This window comes from Maritimibacter sp. UBA3975 (assembly GCF_002384975.1).
GTDB lineage: Bacteria > Pseudomonadota > Alphaproteobacteria > Rhodobacterales > Rhodobacteraceae > Maritimibacter.
The window spans coordinates 430,110-448,830 of the sequence record NZ_DGCP01000012.1 but is presented as its reverse complement, the minus strand read 5'-3'; the positions used below and the strand labels follow the sequence as shown (position 1 = coordinate 448,830).

Annotated in this window: 18 protein-coding genes and 1 riboswitch; of the genes, 7 read left to right on the top strand and 11 right to left on the bottom strand. The window is 65.5% G+C overall.

Features of this window, described 5'->3' with window-relative positions:
• Positions 1-79 precede the first annotated feature (79 nt).
• From B2585_RS16100 to B2585_RS16090, 3 genes are read right to left on the bottom strand one after another with little or no spacing between them, the layout of a single operon-like run.
• Positions 80-1,189, bottom strand: coding sequence for a cystathionine gamma-lyase (locus B2585_RS16100; RefSeq protein WP_292024964.1), 1,110 nt, complete (start codon positions 1,187-1,189; stop codon positions 80-82).
• Entirely contained in the window at positions 1,189-2,637 is a 1,449-nt protein-coding gene (locus tag B2585_RS16095) for a TrkH family potassium uptake protein (protein WP_292024963.1), read from the bottom strand. The genes B2585_RS16100 and B2585_RS16095 overlap by 1 nt, the downstream gene beginning before the upstream one ends.
• A 32-nt stretch (positions 2,638-2,669) precedes the next feature.
• Complete coding sequence (locus B2585_RS16090) at positions 2,670-3,329, bottom strand: Hint domain-containing protein (protein ID WP_292024962.1); 660 nt, start codon at positions 3,327-3,329, stop codon at positions 2,670-2,672.
• Between the two features lie 201 nt (positions 3,330-3,530).
• On the opposite strand from B2585_RS16090, the gene B2585_RS16085 reads away from it, so the two are divergent.
• Positions 3,531-5,132 (top strand): FMN-binding glutamate synthase family protein, encoded by a 1,602-nt coding sequence (locus B2585_RS16085; RefSeq protein ID WP_292024961.1) that lies wholly within the window; start codon positions 3,531-3,533, stop codon positions 5,130-5,132.
• Positions 5,133-5,135: 3 nt separating this feature from the next.
• On the opposite strand, the gene B2585_RS16080 is transcribed toward B2585_RS16085, so the two are convergent.
• The 3 genes from B2585_RS16080 to B2585_RS16070 form a co-directional block, all read right to left on the bottom strand.
• On the bottom strand, positions 5,136-6,101 hold the full coding sequence (locus B2585_RS16080) for an NAD(P)-dependent alcohol dehydrogenase (protein ID WP_292024960.1): 966 nt from the start codon (positions 6,099-6,101) through the stop codon (positions 5,136-5,138).
• Between the two features lie 24 nt (positions 6,102-6,125).
• A complete protein-coding gene (folE2, locus tag B2585_RS16075) occupies positions 6,126-7,229 on the bottom strand; it encodes a GTP cyclohydrolase FolE2 (protein ID WP_292024959.1) in 1,104 nt (367 codons plus the stop codon).
• Positions 7,230-7,309: 80 nt separating this feature from the next.
• Positions 7,310-8,488, bottom strand: coding sequence for an aminotransferase class I/II-fold pyridoxal phosphate-dependent enzyme (locus B2585_RS16070; RefSeq protein ID WP_292024958.1), 1,179 nt, complete (start codon positions 8,486-8,488; stop codon positions 7,310-7,312).
• 43 nt (positions 8,489-8,531) lie between these two features.
• Positions 8,532-8,609, bottom strand: a riboswitch (SAM riboswitch).
• A gap of 123 nt (positions 8,610-8,732) precedes the next feature.
• Between B2585_RS16070 and B2585_RS16065 the strand changes: the two genes are divergently transcribed.
• The 4 genes from B2585_RS16065 (at position 8,733) to B2585_RS16050 (ending at position 12,802) form a co-directional block, all read left to right on the top strand.
• On the top strand, positions 8,733-9,584 hold the full coding sequence (locus B2585_RS16065; RefSeq protein ID WP_292024957.1) for an alpha/beta fold hydrolase: 852 nt from the start codon (positions 8,733-8,735) through the stop codon (positions 9,582-9,584).
• A gap of 140 nt (positions 9,585-9,724) precedes the next feature.
• On the top strand, positions 9,725-10,426 hold the full coding sequence (locus B2585_RS16060; RefSeq protein WP_292024956.1) for a glutathione S-transferase N-terminal domain-containing protein: 702 nt from the start codon (positions 9,725-9,727) through the stop codon (positions 10,424-10,426).
• Positions 10,427-10,442: 16 nt separating this feature from the next.
• Positions 10,443-11,537, top strand: a complete 1,095-nt coding sequence (locus B2585_RS16055; RefSeq protein WP_292024955.1) for a hypothetical protein — start codon at positions 10,443-10,445, stop codon at positions 11,535-11,537.
• Between the two features lie 215 nt (positions 11,538-11,752).
• On the top strand, positions 11,753-12,802 hold the full coding sequence (locus tag B2585_RS16050) for a hypothetical protein (protein WP_292024954.1): 1,050 nt from the start codon (positions 11,753-11,755) through the stop codon (positions 12,800-12,802).
• A gap of 3 nt (positions 12,803-12,805) precedes the next feature.
• Here the strand turns inward: B2585_RS16050 and B2585_RS16045 are convergent, their stop codons facing one another.
• The 5 genes from B2585_RS16045 to B2585_RS16025 all read right to left on the bottom strand — a co-directional run bounded on the left by B2585_RS16045 (position 12,806) and on the right by B2585_RS16025 (position 17,179).
• Positions 12,806-13,456 (bottom strand): inner membrane-spanning protein YciB, encoded by a 651-nt coding sequence (locus B2585_RS16045; RefSeq protein ID WP_292025001.1) that lies wholly within the window; start codon positions 13,454-13,456, stop codon positions 12,806-12,808.
• 50 nt (positions 13,457-13,506) lie between these two features.
• Entirely contained in the window at positions 13,507-14,409 is a 903-nt protein-coding gene (locus tag B2585_RS16040) for a DMT family transporter (RefSeq protein WP_292024953.1), read from the bottom strand.
• 9 nt (positions 14,410-14,418) lie between these two features.
• Positions 14,419-14,961 (bottom strand): hypothetical protein, encoded by a 543-nt coding sequence (locus B2585_RS16035; protein ID WP_292024952.1) that lies wholly within the window; start codon positions 14,959-14,961, stop codon positions 14,419-14,421.
• Between the two features lie 191 nt (positions 14,962-15,152).
• Positions 15,153-16,499, bottom strand: coding sequence for a signal recognition particle-docking protein FtsY (ftsY, locus tag B2585_RS16030; protein ID WP_292024951.1), 1,347 nt, complete (start codon positions 16,497-16,499; stop codon positions 15,153-15,155).
• Between the two features lie 53 nt (positions 16,500-16,552).
• Complete coding sequence (locus tag B2585_RS16025; RefSeq protein WP_292024950.1) at positions 16,553-17,179, bottom strand: lysoplasmalogenase family protein; 627 nt, start codon at positions 17,177-17,179, stop codon at positions 16,553-16,555.
• 114 nt (positions 17,180-17,293) lie between these two features.
• Between B2585_RS16025 and B2585_RS16020 the strand changes: the two genes are divergently transcribed.
• Positions 17,294-18,325 (top strand): alkane 1-monooxygenase, encoded by a 1,032-nt coding sequence (locus tag B2585_RS16020; RefSeq protein WP_292024949.1) that lies wholly within the window; start codon positions 17,294-17,296, stop codon positions 18,323-18,325.
• Positions 18,322-18,720 carry a hypothetical protein gene (locus tag B2585_RS16015; protein ID WP_292024948.1) on the top strand — a complete coding sequence of 133 codons (399 nt, stop codon included), beginning with the start codon at positions 18,322-18,324 and terminating at the stop codon, positions 18,718-18,720. Before B2585_RS16020 ends, B2585_RS16015 begins: the two co-directional genes overlap by 4 nt.
• Position 18,721 lies beyond the last annotated feature (1 nt).

The following is an 18,721-nucleotide window of genomic DNA, read 5'->3' as shown; positions in this document are numbered from 1 at the left end:
CGCTCGGGTGCTTTGGCCCGCCGGTCTTTCCCGGTCCCGGAATAGAGCGCGCGCGTCAGCGCGCTCGTTTTGACAGCGGCTAGCTCAGGTCTGCGAGCGCCCGGTTGAGTGCGGCCCAGAGCGGCTCCAGCGGCTCTACCCCGACCGACAAACGCACGAAGCCCGGTGCCACCTCGTCGCCCCAGCGCGCGCGCCGCTCGGCGGTGGAATGGGTGCCGCCGAAGGACGTCGTGGAGGCCAGCATTTCGCAGCCGTTTATTAAGCGCTCGGCCGCCTCCCGGTCGGCCAGCGTGACGCCGATCAGGAAGCCGAACCGCGTCATCTGGCGGCTGGCCACGTCATGCGCGGGATCTTCGCCCAGACCGGGATAGCGAACGGCGTCCACGGCCGGGTGGCCCGCCAGCCGTGCCGCGATGGCCTCGGCGCTGTTGCACATCCGCTCGAACCGAAGCTCGAGCGTGGCGAGCGAGCGATAGAGGAGCCAGGCCTCGAACGGACCGGGGATCGCGCCGGAGAGTTTTCGCCACTGGCTCACACCGTCGATCAAGTCCGCATCCCGGCTCGCCACATGGCCGATCAGCACGTCGGAATGGCCACCCGGTGCCTTGGTGTCGGAGGCCACGACAACGTCGGCGCCAAGATCGAGCGGGCGCTGGCCGAAGGGGGTCATCGTCGTGTTGTCCACTACGCTCACACCCCCCGCAGCGCGTACCGCCCGGCAGGTCTCAGCAAGGTCGATCACGTCCAGTCCGGGGTTGGAGGGGGTTTCGAGAAAGACGAGTGCGAAGCCCTCGAACCCGCCCTCGGCGATGCTGACCGTGGGCCGGGTCACCACCTCGACCCCCAGCTTGGCGAGGTAGCCGTCGGCGAGGAGCCGGGTCGTATAATACCCGTCCGACGGGATCAGCACCCGGTCGCCCGCCTTGAGCACCACGAAGAGCACGGCCGCGATGGCCGCCATGCCCGACGGGAACACGCGCACCGGCGCGTCCTCGATCAGGCCCAGCGCGTCCTCCAGCGCCTCCCATGTCGGGTTGTCCATCCGACCATAGCCCGCGACCCCCGGCTCGGGATCGCCCGGCAGGTTGAACATCGACGCCATCGTGAGCGGCAGGGCGAGCGGATCGCCCTTGGCCAACCCGTACGTGCGCATGTGGTGCAGGCGCGCGGCCTTTTCCTTGTCCGACATCAACCCCTCCAGAATCTGAGCGTGAACAGAACGTAGACCGACAAGAGTTCCAGCCGCCCGACCAGCATCGCGGCGGTCAGGAGCCATTTGGCCGTATCGTTCAAAGTCGCGAAATTGCCCGCAGGCCCGATCGTGTCGCCCAGCCCCGGTCCGATATTGGCGAGGGCGGACGCGGCACCCGAGAGCGACGTCACCATGTCCAGCCCGGTCATCGACAGGAGCACGGCAAGCACGCCCAGCGACACGACGAACATCACGAAGAACGCCATGACCGAGGACAGGATGGCCTCGGAAATCGGACGCCCGTCATAGCGCGGCGTGAAGACGCCGTGGGGCGCGAAGATCTGCTGAATACGCGCGCGGATCGCGGCGATGAGAAGCTGGTAGCGGAAGATCTTGACCGAACAGGCCGTGGAGCCGGCGCAGCCGCCGATCAGACCGAGGAAAAAGAACGCCACGACCGGGAAAGTGCCCCAGAGCTGGTAGTCCACGCTCGCATATCCCGTGCCGGAGATGATCGAGGTCACGTTGAATATGCCTTCGCGAAATCCGTGCTCGAGATGGTCGCCATTGGCCACGAGCCGGTAAAGCGTCATCGTCAGCGTCACGGCAAGGATAACGCCCAGATAGGCCCGGATCTGCGGGTCGCGGAACAACGGCTGCGCGGTGCCCGCGACAAGCTGGATGTACCGCACGAAGGGCAGAGAGGCGAAGATCATAAAGACCGCCGCGACGTATTCCGGGGCGCCCTGGTAGAAGCCGAAGCTCGCGTCATGGGTCGAGAAGCCACCTGTCGACATGGTCGTGAAGGCATGATTGATGGCGTCGAAGGGCGTCATGCCCACCAGCAGATAGGCCAGCACGTTCGCCACCGTCAGCCCGAGGTAGATCCAGGTGATCCGCCCCGCGATCTCGGCAGCACGGGGCAGCACCTTGCCCATCGTGTCGAACGCCTCGGACCGGAAGATCTGCATCCCGCCCACGCGCAGTTCCGGCAGAAACACCATCGCCACGACGATGATCCCGATGCCCCCGAACCATTGCAGCATCGAACGCCAGACGAGCAGCCCTTCGGGCAGCGTGTCGAGACCCGAAAACACGGTCGAGCCGGTGGTGGTCAGCCCCGACATCGCCTCGAAGATCGCGTCCACGGGGCGCGCCTGGATTTCGCCGAAGATGAAGGGCAGCGCCCCGAAGGCGGGCAGCGCGACCCAGACCATCGTGGTGAGCAGAAAGGTCTGCTGGATCGACAGCCCCTGCCCCACGCCGTTGGCCGTCGCGATGGACATGGCGGCACCGATGGTCACGGTGATGATCGCAGATTGCAGGAATACGGTCCAATCGGGCCGCCCGAAGAAGAAATCGACCATCATGGGGATCAGCATCGTTGCACCCAGCGCGGTGACGAGCAGACCGATGACGTAAACCACGGGGCGCAGATCGAACATGCGAAAAGCACTGGCCCCGACCGCGCGTGGTGTCAAGCGGCGCCCGCCTCCGGCCCGACAGGGGCGATCATGGCGGCATCCTCGCGCAACAGCGCGAACTCATCGCGGCTCAGACACGGGTGCGCGGGCGGAGCATAGGCGCGGGTCACGTCGCTTACGCGTTCGGCACCCTGGAGCTTGGGCATCAGGAAATGAAGCGACCGGCGCGCAGCGGGATCGAGCGCCTGTCGGGCCTGCGCATCAGGGTAGAAGGGCGTGACCAGCACACCGCCCGTATCGAGCACGGCATGTTCGGCCAACAGCAGGTGGTGATAGACCGGCGAGGCCTGTCCACGCGCAACGCGCAGACCGGGTACGCCGCCCTCAGCAAGCCAGCCTGCGGGCACCAAAGCCGCGTCGCGCCGGTCCACGACGATGAGCGTCCCCGGAGCGATGAAAAGGCCTTCACGCGCGCCGAACGTGCCGGGCTTGATCCGCACGGGCCGCGCTGCTTCCGGCGCATCGCGAAGCCGCGTTTCAGCGCACCACAGGACCGGCAGCGTCCGGCCATCGGTTGCCCGCACGGCATCGCCCGGACCCAACGCCTCGACGCGGCGCGGCCCGTCGGGCGTCGCGATCTGCGTGCCCGCGACGAAGCCGGCCGGGATCAGTGGCCCCGCATCGGGCATTATGTCAGGCCCTGAGCCAGTCATGGATGAATCCTGTCGCGCGGTTTCATGGTTAATACAGGCTAGTGCAGAACCACGGAAAAATTCGGGCAGGACAATGACCTCTGCGCGACGGCGCCGGTGCCACTTTGCTTGACAACTTGTCGCACCCCCTGCGACCGTAATCGGGGACAGGGGAGGAAACGGTCGCATCCGGGACGGGGGATGCGACGTCGGGAGCCTGTCATGCACAACATTCGTTACCTGCCCTTCATTGTCTTCGTTCTCGCCGTGCCGGTGGGCATCGCCCTCGCCTTCACCGCGCCGTTCTGGGGCGGCGTCGTCGCGGCGCTCGGGCTGGTGGGCAGCGTGATCGGTACCTACGACCTGCTCCAGCGCAAACGCGCGGTGCTCAAGAATTATCCGGTTCTGGCCCGCGCCCGGTTCTTCCTCGAGTCGATCCGGCCGGAAATCCGGCAGTATTTCCTGGAAAGCGACCATGAAGAGGTGCCCTTCTCACGCGAACAGCGTGCGCTGGTCTATCGCCGTTCAAAGGGGCTGGAGGGTCTGCGTCCTTTCGGCTCCCTGCGCGACCAGCACGGGGTGGGCCACGAATGGATCAACCACTCGCTTCAGGCCCGCCACCTTGCCGACCACGACTTCCGCGTGACCTTCGGGGCGGAGACCTGCGAAAAGCCCTATTCCGCGAGCGTGCTCAACATCTCGGGCATGTCTTTCGGTGCGCTGTCGCCCAACGCGGTGGAGGCGCTCAACATCGGTGCGAAACGCGGCAATTTCTGCCAGACCACCGGCGAGGGCTCGATCAGCCGCTTTCACACCAAGCATGGCGGTGACCTCGTCTGGCAGATCGGCTCGGGCTATTTCGGCTGCCGCGACAAACAGGGGCGTTTCTCGCCCGACATCTTCGCCGAACGCGCCACGCTGGAGCAGGTGAAGATGGTCGAGATCAAGCTTTCGCAGGGGGCCAAGCCGGGCCACGGCGGCATCCTGCCCGGGGCCAAGGTCACGCCCGACATCGCCGAGGCGCGCGGCGTCCCGCCCGGTGTCGACTGCCTTAGCCCGCCCTCGCATTCCGCCTTCTCCACGCCGACCGAAATGGTCCGCTTCATTGCGAAATTGCGCGGACTGTCCGGGGGCAAACCAGTCGGGATCAAGATGTGCGTCGGCCACCCGTGGGAGGTCTTCGCCATTGCCAAGGCCATGGTGGAAACCGGCGACCACCCGGATTTCATCACCATCGACGGTTCGGAGGGCGGCACCGGCGCGGCCCCTGCCGAATTCGCCGACCATATCGGCGCGCCGCTGCGCGAAGGGCTGATGCTGGTCCATAACGTCCTCGTGGGCCTGGGGCTGCGCGACAAGATCCGGCTGGTCTGCTCGGCCAAGCTGATTTCGGCCTTCGACATGGCGCGGGTGTTCGCGCTGGGAGCGGATACCTGCAACATGGGGCGCGGTTACATGTTCTCGCTGGGCTGCATCCAGGCCCAGACATGCCATACTGGGCGCTGCCCCACGGGCGTCACCTCACAGGACCCGGGCCGCTACAAGGCGCTCGACGTGCAGGACAAGGCAGAACGCGTTCACCAGTTCCACGAAAACACGCTCAAGGCGCTGGCGGAAACCATAGGCGCGACAGGGCTGTCCCATCCGCGCGACCTCAAGCCCGATCACCTGATGATCCGCATCAATGCGCGCGAGGTGCGCTCGGCGCGGTCGCAATACGACTGGGTGGGCCCCGGCGAGCTTCTCGATCACAATGTCGCGCATCCGGCCTTTGCGAAATTCTGGGACATGGCGCGCGCGGACAGTTTCGCCGCCGCCGTCTGAGCCTCAGCCCGGTTTCACGTCAACCACGACGATCCCGGTCTTCTGTTCCGTGGCGACATGGGCATAGGCGTCGGCGATGTCATCGAGCGGATAGTGGCTGTCGATGACAGCGCGATACCGGCCATCCGCGAGCATATCGCCCAAAAAACCGATCACGTCACGCGGGTCGCGCGGCATCCCGATCGCCACACGCCGGGTACGGGCGATGGCGGACCAGAGCGCAAGCCAGGCCGTCTGACCCCAAGGGCCGAGGTCGGAGGCATAGAAGGCGCCGTCGGGTTTCAACAGTCGGCGGCAGGCGGGATAAGTCGTCTTGCCCACCGCATCGAAGACGAGGTCGTAACGCTCGGGGCGACGGGTGAAATCCTCGCTCGTGTAGTCGATCACAAGATCCGCCCCGAGGTCGTGGGCGAGCGCCATGTGCTGCGGCCCGACCACCGCTGTCACAGTGGCGTCGCGCACCTTGGCCAGTTGCAGCGCGGCGGTCCCGATCGCACCCGACGCGCCATAGATCAGCGCGTTCTGCCCGGGACCCAATCCGAAGGCTTCGAGGTTGCTGTGCGCATACCATACCCCCTCACCCACCACCGCCTCGTGAAACGGGATCGTGTCCGGTAGCCGAGCAATGGCACCGTCGGCCGCCACCGCCACGAATTCGGCATGGCAGCCATTGCGCACAGGCGACAGGCCGAAAACCCGGTCGCCGGGGCTGAAGCCGGTGACACCCGCCCCGACCTCGGCCACGCGGCCTGCGAAATCCACACCCAGCACCGGCTGCTTCGGGCGCATGAGCCCGGTCATGGGGCGGGCGAACCACGGATGGGCGCGCAAGGTTTCGCGATCCGTACGGGTGACGGTCGTCGCGTGAACCTCGACCAGCACTTCGCCGGTCTGCGGGACCGGACGCGGCAGGTCGCGGATTTCCACGACATCCGCCTGTCCGTACTTCGGCGCAAAGGCTGCTTTCATAACCCGGTCCTCCCGGGCGACAGCTTACCCCTGATGGATCAGCGTTGAGAAGAGGCGCGGGTCGAGCGACTGTGCGCGGAATGTCTCGCCCTCGGTCAGGATCGACACGGCGTCATGGCTGTGCAGGCTCTCCTGATGGCTCGCGACCACCCGGAAATCCCCGATGCGGTCGTCGGCCTTGAGTTGCTCGGTAAAGAGCCGCGCGGCATCCTCGACGAAGATCGGGTTGGCGGCGTTGAGCTCGGCGAACGCCTGCTCGTCCTCGCGTTTGACCATGACCTGCGTTTCGGTCGGCACCGCGGCGCGGCACAGGTCGATCAGATCTTCGAACCACAGGCAGCACTGGCCCGGCGCAAGCTCCACCGACACCCGCGCGACGGAGCGCTGCGAATGCGGCGTGGCGAGCTGCCCGCGCGATTGGCGGGCATGTTCCGACAGTTCCAGCGAGCAGGGGCAGGTGGACGAATAGACATAGTCGAGATGCATGAACTTGCGCCGCACGCCCTGCGCCTCAACCAGTTCCAGCGCGATGTTGTAATACTGGTAGCCTTCCAGCCCGGACCGCAGGCTTTTCACCCGCATCGGGAAGGAAAAGGACATCTCGATGCGCGCATCCAGCGAGTCGAGATCGGTCTTGTAGTCGTCCAGCGCCCGCTCGATCACCTCGAACGAGAACGTTTCGTCCGCATGGACATAGAACGAGCGCATGATGCGGCTCATGTTGATGCCCTTCTTCTCGGCCTCGAGGCTGACGGTGCCCGTCACCGAGGTTTCGAGCTGAAGGTCGCCGTTGTCACGGGTGCGGTAGCGCAGAGGCAGGCGGAAGTTCGAGATGCCGACATGCTGAATGTCCTGCCGCTCGCCTTGAATGAGCGAGGCAGGGCCGTTCTGAAGGTCCGGCAGGCTCGCCTTGTAAAGCTCGTCGACCACGAAATCAGCGTCATACTCGCGCGACAGCGCAGGGTAGTTCGACACCTCGCCACCCGGCAGGAGCCGCGAGATCACGGGGTCCAGCGCTGCCACCTCTTCCGGCGTCGCTCCCCGTGCCCAATCGCGCAGAACCCGAAGCGCGTCTTTCGCATCCTCGGTATCCGGCGCGGCAAGCACCTTCGGCGTTACATGATTCATGACCGGCCCTCCCAGGTCAGTGAGGCCCCCGATATGGGGTTCGCCTCGGGGATTTACCAGTTTACGCTGCCCTTGTCGCCTTAGATCACCGACAAGGCTTGTTCGATATCCGACAGAATGTCCGCCGGATCCTCCAACCCGCAGGAAAAACGGATCAGTCCGTCCGAGATTCCCAGCACGTCCTTCTGTTCCTGCGGGAGGCGTTGATGGGTGGTCGTGGCCGGGTGGGTCGCGATGGATTTGGCATCAGCGAAGTTGTTGGAAATGATGATGAATTCCAGCGCATTCTGGAACCTGAACGCGCCCTCCTTGCCCCCTGTCACCTCAAAGGCGAGGACCGTTCCGCCCGAAGGTGCCTGCCGTTTCGCCACCTCGTACTGCGGGTGCGAGGGGTGGAGTGGGAAACTCATCCGGCTGATTTTGGGGTGGTCCGCAAGGGCGTTCGCGATGAACAGAGCTGTCTCCGACTGTGCGCGCACGCGCAGATCGATGGTCTCCAGCGCCTTGAGATGGGTCCAGGCCGCGAAGGGGTTAATCGCGCCGCCTGTATGTTTCATGTAAGCCTCGATCGGCCCCCGGATAAGCGCGCGCGAACCACAGATCGCGCCGCCCAGCATCCGCCCCTGCCCATCCACATGCTTGGTCGTGGAATAGACCACGAGGTCGGCCCCGAGCCGCGCGGCATAGGAAAAGACCGGCGTGATCATGGCGTTATCCACCACGACGAGCGCCTCGTTGCGATGCGCCACGTCGATCACATGGGCGAGGTCGATGACCTCCAGCGTCGGGTTCGATATGGATTCGAGGAAGACAAGCCGGGTGTCGGGCCGGATCGCCGCCTCCCAGGCCGCATTGTCGGTGCCGTCGACCAGCGTCACCTCGACTCCGAAGCGCGCCAGCACCTCCTCCAGCACATATAGGCAGGAGCCGAAGAGCGCGCGTGACGAGACGACGTGATCCCCCGCCTTGGTCAGCGCCATGAGCGCCCCGGTCACAGCGGCCATGCCAGAGGTGCAGGCGAAGGCGTCCTCGGTCCCCTCGAGCTGCGCAAGACGGTCTTCGAACATCCGGTTCGTCGGGTTGCCGTAGCGGGCATAGATGAACTCGTCATCCCCTGCCTCCACGAACCGCGCCTCGGCAGCCTCGGCCGTCGGGTAGCAGAAGGCCTGCGTCATGAACATCGCCTCGGACAGCTCGCCATACTGGCTGCGGCGCGACCCGCCGTGCACCGCCCGGGTGCGCTTTGAATATTTGTCCATGCCGTGTCTCCAACAAAAAACGCCCAACCGGTAAAGCCGGGGGCGTTCATCGTCCCAGACCTCTTTAGCGGTTTGATTAACGTGGCCCGCAATCCGGTAACAAATCGCCACGACCCCTGCGATAGCCCCGCCCCCGCCGCACGTCAAGATGAACGGGGTGTTACGCAGCCGTTACGCAAGGGTTAAGCAGGCTTCACGCGGGCGCGGCACTGTTGTTCTGACCAGAGCAGCGGGGCACGAACGGATGCCGCACATAATCGTCAACGCGACCGCCGACGGGCTGGATTACGATGCCGGAGCGCTCGCCCGGGCCCGCGCCGCGCTTCCCGCCCATGCCCCGGTCGTCATCCTGATCCACGGCTTCAAATACGCCCCCGGCACGCCGGGTCGATGCCCGCACCGCTCCATCCTCGCCGAAGGCGCACCGCGTTCGCACTGGAAGGTCGCGGCATGGCCCCGACATCTCGGGTTCGGACCATCAGAGGCGCTTGTGATCGCGTTCGGCTGGACCGGGACCGGCACGATCTGGCAGGCCTACCACCGTGCCGGCAGCGCCGGTCGTGCGCTTGCGGATTTCATGGACGGGCTCGACCGACCCTCTCATATTCTCGCCCATTCGCTGGGCGCACGGGTCGCGCTGTCGGCCCTGTCCGACGCCGCGCCGGGCAGCGTGGGCCGGATCATCCTCCTCGCCGGGACGGAGTTGCGGTCCGTGGCGCGGGCGGCGATGGCGTCGCCCGCGGGTCGGGTGGCCGACGTGCTCAACGTCACCAGCGCCGAAAACACGGCCTTCGACCTGATGCTCGAGGCCGTACTCGGCTGTCGCGGGCGGTCCATCGGGGCGGGGATGGGCGAGGTGAGCGGCTGGGTCGACCTGCCTGTCGACCGGGCCGCGACGCGTGCCCGCCTCGCCCGTCTGGGCCACCCGATTGCCGCCCCAACGCGCCGGATCTGTCACTGGAGCCTTTACCTGCGCCCCGGCCTCCTGCCCTTCTACGGCGCGGTGATCCGGGGACGCGTGCCCGTTGCCCGGCTGGCCGCTCCACTGCCAGTGCGCGAGTCCCTCCTGCCGTTCGCGTCCCGCGCGGCATCCTGACACCGCCCCGAAACGCGCACTGCATGTGCGGACTTGTGACGCCATAATGCTTGAACCTTTTCGCCACGGCTGCACAGATAGGTCCGAGCCACACCTATCACCCGCAACGACCGCGACCTGCGCGCGGAGAAAGGCGAGACATGACCCAACCCATTGCGCTGCATTACTGGCCCACGCCGAACGGATGGAAGATCACCATCGCGCTTGAGGAAATGGGCCTGCCCTATGACGTGCATTATGTGAACATCGGCAAGGGTGAACAGTTCGAGCCGGACTTCCTCAAGATCGCGCCGAACAACCGGATGCCCGCTATCGTGGACCCGGACGGCCCGGACGGCGAACCCGTCTCGATCTTCGAATCCGGCGCGATCCTGCAATACCTCGCGCGCAAGACCGGGCAATTCTGCGGCCCGACCGAGCGTGACCGCATCGCGGTGGACCAATGGGTCATGTGGCAGATGGGCGGTCTAGGCCCGATGGCCGGACAGGCGCACCACTTCCTCACCTACGCGCCCGCGATGGACCCGCCCAACGACCTGCCTTACGCCAAGGATCGCTACCGGGCCGAGACCGGGCGGCTTTATGGCGTGATGGACAGGAAGCTGGGCGAGACGGAATACCTCGCCGGTGACTTCTACTCCATCGCGGATATGGCGTGTTACGGCTGGGCGTCGCTGTGGGAGCGGCAGGAGCAGACGCTGGACGACAAGCCCAACCTCGCCCGCTGGCTCGACACCGTGGGGGCGCGTGAGGCGGTCAAGACCGGCATGGCCGTGGGCGCCGAACACCGCTCCAAGCTTCAGGACGACAAGGACGCGCAGAAGGTGCTGTTCAAGCGGTGAGCGCGTCAGGCTAGGGATGCGCCGCGTCATCCTTCATATCGGGCTGCCAAAGACCGGCTCGTCCTCGATCCAGGCGTCGCTGTCAGGCGTGGATACGGGCGACGTGCGGGTCGTGCGCTTCGGAGAGAACCTGTTTCACAACCTGCCGCTCTCGACGCTGCTCTCCGACGATCCCGCACGGATGCGCCAGCATCTCAACCGGGGCCACAGCCCGGAGGCGATCGCGGCACGGCGGGCGCGGTGGGACACGGCCTTTACCGAAGAACTCGCCCGCGACACCCCGACGCTCGTGCTGTCTTCCGAAGTCATCAGCAACGCGGGCGACGCGGCGCTTTTGCGGCTCAAGGACCGGATCGAAGGTTCCGGACGGCGGCTGGAGGTGTTCGGCTACGTCCGCGAGCCGATGGGCCTGTTCGGCTCCGCGCTGCAACAGCGGCTCAAGCAATTCGACCGGCTGCCGCGCGACTTCGATCCCTTTCAGTACCGAAAACGCCTTGCCGTCTGGGTGGACGCGCTTCCGCCGGATCAGCTTACCTTGCGGGATTTCGTGCCCGCGAATCTCACCGGCAGCTCTCCGGTGCGCGATTTCGCGGACTTTTGCGCGATTCCCGGGGACGCTTATCGCGAAAAGCAGCGCAACGAGAGCCTGAACGCCGAAGTGACGCGGCTTCTGTATATCTTCAACGGCGCAATGGCGGTTTCGACGGGGCGCCCGCGACTGGCCGAGGCACGCAAGCGGTTCCTGCGGCTCCTCAAGCAATCCATCGACGGGCCCCGGTTCAAAACGCCACTCGCCTGCATCGACCCGGAGCGGCTCGCCCTGGAGCTCGAATGGCTCGCGGCCCATACGGGTCTCGACTACCGCGCGCACGTTGCGGAACACCGCCACGCGATGCTGACCGCGCCGCTCGACGACGAGATGCGACGGCTGGCGCCAGAGACACGCGCCCGGCTTGACGCTCTCGTAAACGAGGCCGGGCTGACACTGCCCCCAGGCGCTGGTCCGGCGCGCCAACTGGCGGCACTCTATCTCGACCTTCTCGCGCCGGAGACGCCCGCGCCGCGCAACAGCCGCATCAAAAAACTCCTGCGCACGTTCAGGTTGCGTTGACTTTGTGCGCGGTGTCGGGTGTTTTCTGGCCGAGTGCATTACACTCCCACGAACCATGACCAGATTAACGCCCGTCCATTGAATACTTCCGTCCCGCGCTTCGCGACACTCCGATGGCACTGTGCCATGCGCCCGGCGCGGCAGTGTGTCTCCCGGCCCCGTCGCCGCACCTTCGTCGGTCGGGCCAGACCCGACATTGCAGAGAGGACACCCGCATGAGGAGCCGGCCCTACCTCTCGATCGTCGTCGTGGCGCGCAACGACGACTACGGCGGCGATTTCCTCGCCCGTGTCACGTTCTTCGCCCGGATGCTGCGGCGACAGGCCGAGCGCCACCCGGACCTGTTCGAAGTGGTCGTGGTCAACTGGAACCCGCTCTCCGACCGCCCCTCCATCGCGGACGCGGTGGACTGGCACATGAACGCCGACGTGCGCATCATTACCGTCGACCGCGCGACGCACGACAGTCTCGCCGGTGGCGCGAAGCTGCCTGTGCTGGAATTTCAAGGCAAGAACGTCGGCATCAAGCGGGCGCGCGGTGATTTCATTCTCGAAACGAATGCCGACATCGTCTTCACCGATGAATTGATGGATTTCATCGCTCAACGAAGGCTGCGCGACGACGCGTTTTACCGGGCCGACCGCTACGACTTCCGCGACTTCCCCGGCCGCACCGGCCCCGTGGACGCGGCCTATGCCGAAATCGGCCACCATGTGTTCGAGGTGCTTGCGCGCAACAAGCGGTACGCCACGGGCTTTGCCGATCCCGCCACCCGCAAGGGCACCCAACCCATCGAAGGTGAAGTGCTCTCACACGACGGCACCGTGCTCACCCACGACTGGTCCCACGACCCGCACATGCCGTTCCTGCGCTACGCCGTTCACAACAATGCAGCAGGCGATTTCATACTCGCCAGTCGGGCCGTGTGGGAGAGGATGGGCGGATTCTGGGAGCGGGTGGATACCTTCACCCACCTGGACAGTTTCATCGTCTACCGTGCCCGGGCGCGCGGGATCGTGCAGGTCATTCTACGCGCCCCTATGGCCATTCTTCACATGGACCACTCGCGCGCCGATCAGGCGTCCAAGCCCCGCACGGACGAAGCACGGGTGAAGAACGATACCTGGGAATGCCTGCGCGACCGCTCAAAGGGCTACAACGCGCAGAAAAGCTGGGGGCTGGAGCATGTGACGCTCCCGGAACGGCGCATCGCGCGCCGTCCGCTGGGCCAGATGTGGGAGCGGCTTGTGCGGCGGGCGGGTTGACGCTTATTCGGCCTTTTCGGCCTCGTCATCGTCCTCGATGCCGTATTTCTTGAACACGCCCGACTGGGCCATGAAGAAGATGAAGATGGCCAGCGGCAGACCGAAGGTCTTGAAATTGACCCAGGCGTCCGTCGACATCGTGCGCCAGACGCCTTCGTTCAAGACTGCGAGCCCAAGGAAGAACAAGGCGAGGCGGCGGGTCACGATCATCCAGCCTTCGTGTTCCATCGGGACGGAATGATCCATCACCACCTTGATATAGCTCTGCCCGCGCAAAAGGCCAAAGCCCAAGACGAGGAAGAAAAAGACATACAGAATCGTCGGCTTCATCTTGATGAAGCGCTCATCGTTAAGCCAGAGAGATATGCCGCCCATCACCGCCACCAGCACGACGGTCGCGATCTGAATGGCCGAGATCTTGCCGGTCACGCGCCATAACAGGAAAGTCGAGAAGGCCTGAAGCGGGATGAACCCGGCGGTCACGGCCAGGAAGCCCTCGTATTCGCGCCCGCCCACGGTGAAGCTCATGTCCCGCACGAGCATGTAGCCGACGAAGAACGCGATGATGGGTCCGTATTCCAGAATTGCCCGCAGCCACGGATTCACAGTCCGTTCGGAGGTCTTGGACGTGTCCTGCCCGGTGCTTTCGCTCATGTCGCTCATGCTGTCGTTACGCCCCTGTCGCTCGCGTGGATCACCCCTATTTAACCACCCATTTCCACGATTACAGCCCCTGCTGCGATGAGGGCCATGAGCGTGACGCGGCGTGGTCCGGTGGACTCCTTGAGGACCAGCCAGCCGATCAGTGCGGCGAAAACAGTCGAAGTCTCGCGCAGAACCGCGGCCTCGCCCACATCGTCGAGCCTCGTGGCCAGCATCACCGACCCGAACGAGAAATACGCGATAAGCCCGCCGGTGAGGCTCCGCAGGGCGAGCGGGCCGGGTGTGGGGCGATCCTTCATGCGCGCATATCGGATCGCGCCGACGATGGCGAAGGTGATTCCGTCGAGCATGAAGAACCATGCGAGGAAGGTGAACGGGTCCGGCGTCGCCCGGATGCCATAGGCGTCGACGGTGGTATACAGCGCGACGAACAGGCCAGTGATCACGGCCATGACGAGCGCCGGCTTGAGCGTCTCGCGGTCCACCTGCCAGTGCCGGAGGTTGTAGAGCGCCAGCCCGTAGATCGCCGTAACGAGCAGCGCGACCCCGATCCACTGAACGACCGTGAAGTGCTCGCCAAACAGGAAACCGGCGCCGATCACCGTGAACAGCGGACCCGTGCCACGCACGACCGGGTAGACCACCGTGTAACTGCCGAGCGTATAGGTCACGCCTTGCGCGATCTTGTAGAGAATATGGATCACCACGATCAGCGCGAATAACGGGATCAGCGACGGATCGGGCCACGGCACGACGAAGAGCGCGAAGGGGGTGGCCATGATGCCATAGGAGGCGTCTATCGCCCCGCGCGACAGCCACGGGTCATGGCGTCCCTTCTGCAACGCACCGAAGAGGGCGTGCAGCAGGGCCGCAAGGAGGGCCAGCGCAAGGGCTGCGGTATGTCCGGCCTCGGTGCCTTCGAGGCCGCGAATCCAGTCGCTCATCCGCGCTGATTACAGCGAGACCCTCCGGGGTGCACGGGGCATTCCATTGCGCCGGTCGCGCGGATCGAGCTGGGCGAGGCGTGCAGCAGTCGCCGGATCGATGGGAATCTCGATCTGGCCGATCGGCGTCGGGCGCGCGGCCTTGTCCTCGGCCCGGTTAATGCGGCGTCGCGAAATAAAGGCCTCGATGTCGAGCGGTTCACGCCAGGCGTCGTCGATCATTGCGATATCCGCGAGTTCGTGTGTCGCATCCGCCAGCATGCGCCAAGTGAGACGGCGCATGAACTCATCCGTGCGGAACGGACCCAGAAGCCCGGCTTCGGCCACCCGCACCTCGTCCCCGGCACGGATCAGCGCAGCCGCCCCGACCACCTCCCAGTTGGCGAACAGAACGGCGCGGGCGAGCACATCGGCCATGACCGAATACCCCGGTTGTCCGTCCTCGGGATAGGGGTCGGAAATGGCCAGTCGACGCGCCTCGGCCACGAAGGACATCGCGGTGCGCGTGCCCTTGAGAAGGAGTGTCGGTTCCGATGTCTTGCGACGGGCCATACCCACTGTCTGCTCGTTATGGGTTAGGAAAACCTAACCATTGTTGCGATCATCATCGCACATAAACGGCAATTTTGAAAACAATTGGGCAGATCGGCAGGTTATTTACCAAGATCGCGAAAAGCCGTCACGCAGGGTTTCTCCGCCTCTGCAAGCCTGAGAAGGACCGGCGAAAGGGGCCTCCCGGCCCCTCACAACCCGGTCAGCGCCCGCGCGAAGTCGTCGGGGTCAAAGGGCGCAAGGTCATCAATCTGCTCGCCAACCCCGATTGCATGGATCGGCAGGCCGAACTTGTCGGCCAGCGCGACGAGCACCCCGCCCTTGGCGGTTCCGTCCAGTTTGGTCATGACGAGCCCGGACACGTCCGCGAGCTTCTGGAACGTCTCGACCTGGCTCAGCGCGTTTTGCCCCGTGGTGGCGTCCAGCACCAACAACGTGTTGTGCGGTGCGCTTTCGTCCTTTTTCTTGATGACGCGCACGATCTTGGACAGCTCGGCCATCAGGTCCTCGCGGTTCTGAAGCCGGCCTGCCGTGTCGATCATCAAAAGGTCCGCGCCATCCGCCTGCGCCTTGGTCATCGCGTCGTAGGCAAGGCTCGCCGGATCCGATCCTTCGGGCGCGGTCAGCACCGGCACGCCCGCGCGTTCGCCCCAGACCTGCAACTGCTCCACGGCGGCAGCGCGGAACGTGTCGCCTGCCGCGATCACCACCGATTTTCCGGAGGCGCGGAACTGGCTCGCGAGCTTACCGATGGTGGTGGTCTTGCCCGCGCCGTTCACGCCGACCACAAGCACGACCTGCGGCCGCTTGGAATAGATCGGAAGCGGGCGCGCCACCGGCTCCATCACCCGCGCGATCTCGGTCGCGAGGATTTCCTTGATTTCCTCGACCGAAACTTTCCGCCCGAGCCGCCCTTCGGCGATGTTGGCCGACACGCGCAGCGCGGTATCCACGCCCATATCCGAGGCGATCATCAGCTCTTCGAGACTTTCGAGCATGTCGTCGTCCAGAACCCGGCGCACGACTGTCGTCTTGGTCCCGCCCCGGCCCAGCAGCCTGCCAAGCAGGCCCGGCTTTTCGGCGGCATCGCCATCCCCCGGCCCCTCGCCCGGCGCAGGCAAGTCGATCTCCATCGGCGTCACGTCGGGTTTCGGGTCGGCTGGCTGCGGCGCCTCGCGCGGCGGCGTGCCCGGTGTCACGTCTGGCGTCGGCGGCACTTCCTGCGGCCCCGGTTCCGGCACGCTGGGCGCATCGGGCACAGGGTCGCTGTCCGGCGTCGGCACTTCCGTCGGTGGCGTGTCGGGCGTGGGTTCCTCCGGCGGCGTCACCGGGTCCGGCTGCGGCACGTTCTCCGGCACCGGTTCGGGCGTGGGCGCTGGCCCCGGTTCCGCATCCGGCCCCGGCGCAGGGCGCGGCTGCGGTTCGGATGCCACGACCTCCTCGGATTCGCCCCCGTCCTCGACGATCGCCTCGAGCCCTTCTTCGAGCTTCGAGGAGGATTTCGTCAGCCGATCCTTGAGTTTCTTGAAAAACGACATTTCGCCTCCGGTCTTCGCTTCCACCTAATCGCGATTTCACGGATTTGGAAGCCTCAGGCGGACAGGATCATCGCCTGTCCGGCGATGTAGAAGATCCAGACCGCCCAGCCCAGCCGCCAGGTGAGCGGATTTTCCTCGTCCAGCCGGAACAGCAGGAACGCAAGCAGCGTGTCAGACGCAATGAAAAAAGCCGCACCGAGGAAGGCTGTCCCGATGGGAAGGGTGAGCGCGGCCAGCCCCATCAACGTGATGAGCCCGACATAGACCCGTACGGGCCACGCAAGGTGGCGGGTATAGGGGATGAGCCAGACCTCGCCCAGCACCGCGAAGGCCACGAGGAACACGGCCATCGGCGTGTTGACGATGAATGCCTCCCAGAGCGGCGTCTGCGACAGCACGAGGAAATGCAGCGCATAAAGCAGATGCGCCAATGCAAACGCCGCAAGCCCGAACAGGAACGCCTGTTGCCCGTGACGCGAGAGCGCGCCGTCTCCGACCGCTGACAGGAGCAGCCCCGCAACGAGAAACGCGGTATTGCCCGAAAGCCACGCCGCGCCGGCGAACACGGCAAGCGGCAGCACCTTTACCAACGTGCGCGGCCAGGATGGCTCATCCTCGGTCAGGGGAAGATAGATCATCGCCGCCAGGATACCGGTCCAGACGAGAAGCGGTGCGATCATGCAGGTCCCTCCACGCGGCGCAGAATGGCGCACGCGGCCCATGCGTCAAGGTTTCATTCGCCGCGAGGTGAAGCGGGGCTTTCCGCGGCGCGGCACGACGCGTATCATTTGCCCATGGAACATCCCGTCCGCGCCTATGCCGCCGCCACCCTCGCCCCGGTCGCCCTGATTGCGGCGGGCGCGCTGGCGGGCGGAGTGTGGGTCTGGGTGGCCTTCGCTTACATGACGGTTTTCACCTTTGCGATGGACCAACTCATCCGGGCGGTCGACACGCCCGCCGACCCGACGCGGGAGCTTCCGGCCGCCGACGGGCTGTCCGCCCTGCTGGCGCTCTTGCACTTCCCGCTCCTGTTTCTCGTCCTGCGCGCACTGGCCACCGGCGGGCTGCACCCGGCGACATGGTTCGCGCTCTTCGCCGCCGCGGGGCTGTTCTTCGGACAGGTGTCGAATTCCAACGCGCATGAGCTGATTCACCGGTCCCGCCGCCCGCTCTTCGAGCTAGGCAAATGGGTTTATATCTCGCTCCTTTTCGGCCACCACACCTCGGCCCATACCAAGGTGCACCACCGCTACGCCGCCTCCCGGCAGGACCCGAACTCGGCCCGCGAGAACGAGGGGTTCTACGCCTTTTCCCGCCGCGCGTGGCTGGGCAGCTTCGTGGAAGGATACCGGGCTGAGAAAGCCGATCTTGCGAGACGCGGCACGGGCGGGGTCAATCCATACGTCATCTACTGCGCGGGTGCCCTCGCCTTCGTGCTGACTGCCACACTCGCCTTCGGTTGGGCAGGCCTTGGCGCCTACCTGCTCATTTCGTGGTACGCCACGACACAACTCCTGCTATCGGATTACGTCCAGCACTACGGCCTGACCCGCGCTACGCGTGCGAACGGCAAGCTGGAGCCTGTGGGGCCGCAGCACAGTTGGAACGCGGGCCACTGGTTCTCGCGCCACCTGATGCTCAACGCGCCACGCCATTCCGACCACCACGCGCATCCGGCCCGCCCCTACCCGGCGCTCGCCGCCCATGACGACGCGCCAACGCTTCCCTCGACGCTGCCGGCGATGGCCGCCCTCGCGCTCTTTCCGAAACTCTGGCGCCGGGTGATGAACCCGGTGCTCGCCGCCCACAAAGGACGCCCCGCATGATCCGCACTGCCCTCTTCGCCGCGCTCCTGCCGCTCGCCGCAACCGCCGCCGAGACCGAGCGCCTGACCCCGCAGCAATTCGAGGACTACGTCACCGGGAAAACCCTGATGTACGGTTTCGACGGCCAGCATTACGGGGGCGAGGATTACCTCCCCGACCGCAAGGTCCGCTGGTCTTTCCTCGATGGCCGCTGCAAGTCCGGCTACTGGTATCCGTCCGAAGGCGACATCTGCTTCGTCTATGAGGACAACCCCGACCCGCAGTGCTGGTCCTTCTATCTGCGCGGCTCGACCCTCGTGGCGCAATTCGAGAACAACCCCGAATACGAAGAACTCTACGAGACGGGCGAGTCCGAAGAGCCGCTCCAGTGCCTCGGCCCCGAAGTCGGAGTCTGAC

Coding starts and splice junctions, on each gene's coding strand:
- B2585_RS16100 (WP_292024964.1), bottom strand. CDS start 1,189: ATGTCGGACAAGGAAAAGGCCGCGCGCCTGCACCACATGCGCACGTAC.
- B2585_RS16095 (WP_292024963.1), bottom strand. CDS start 2,637: ATGTTCGATCTGCGCCCCGTGGTTTACGTCATCGGTCTGCTCGTCACC.
- B2585_RS16090 (WP_292024962.1), bottom strand. CDS start 3,329: ATGACTGGCTCAGGGCCTGACATAATGCCCGATGCGGGGCCACTGATC.
- B2585_RS16085 (WP_292024961.1), top strand. CDS start 3,531: ATGCACAACATTCGTTACCTGCCCTTCATTGTCTTCGTTCTCGCCGTG.
- B2585_RS16080 (WP_292024960.1), bottom strand. CDS start 6,101: ATGAAAGCAGCCTTTGCGCCGAAGTACGGACAGGCGGATGTCGTGGAA.
- folE2 (WP_292024959.1), bottom strand. CDS start 7,229: ATGAATCATGTAACGCCGAAGGTGCTTGCCGCGCCGGATACCGAGGAT.
- B2585_RS16070 (WP_292024958.1), bottom strand. CDS start 8,488: ATGGACAAATATTCAAAGCGCACCCGGGCGGTGCACGGCGGGTCGCGC.
- B2585_RS16065 (WP_292024957.1), top strand. CDS start 8,733: ATGCCGCACATAATCGTCAACGCGACCGCCGACGGGCTGGATTACGAT.
- B2585_RS16060 (WP_292024956.1), top strand. CDS start 9,725: ATGACCCAACCCATTGCGCTGCATTACTGGCCCACGCCGAACGGATGG.
- B2585_RS16055 (WP_292024955.1), top strand. CDS start 10,443: ATGCGCCGCGTCATCCTTCATATCGGGCTGCCAAAGACCGGCTCGTCC.
- B2585_RS16050 (WP_292024954.1), top strand. CDS start 11,753: ATGAGGAGCCGGCCCTACCTCTCGATCGTCGTCGTGGCGCGCAACGAC.
- B2585_RS16045 (WP_292025001.1), bottom strand. CDS start 13,456: ATGAGCGAAAGCACCGGGCAGGACACGTCCAAGACCTCCGAACGGACT.
- B2585_RS16040 (WP_292024953.1), bottom strand. CDS start 14,409: ATGAGCGACTGGATTCGCGGCCTCGAAGGCACCGAGGCCGGACATACC.
- B2585_RS16035 (WP_292024952.1), bottom strand. CDS start 14,961: ATGGCCCGTCGCAAGACATCGGAACCGACACTCCTTCTCAAGGGCACG.
- ftsY (WP_292024951.1), bottom strand. CDS start 16,499: ATGTCGTTTTTCAAGAAACTCAAGGATCGGCTGACGAAATCCTCCTCG.
- B2585_RS16025 (WP_292024950.1), bottom strand. CDS start 17,179: ATGATCGCACCGCTTCTCGTCTGGACCGGTATCCTGGCGGCGATGATC.
- B2585_RS16020 (WP_292024949.1), top strand. CDS start 17,294: ATGGAACATCCCGTCCGCGCCTATGCCGCCGCCACCCTCGCCCCGGTC.
- B2585_RS16015 (WP_292024948.1), top strand. CDS start 18,322: ATGATCCGCACTGCCCTCTTCGCCGCGCTCCTGCCGCTCGCCGCAACC.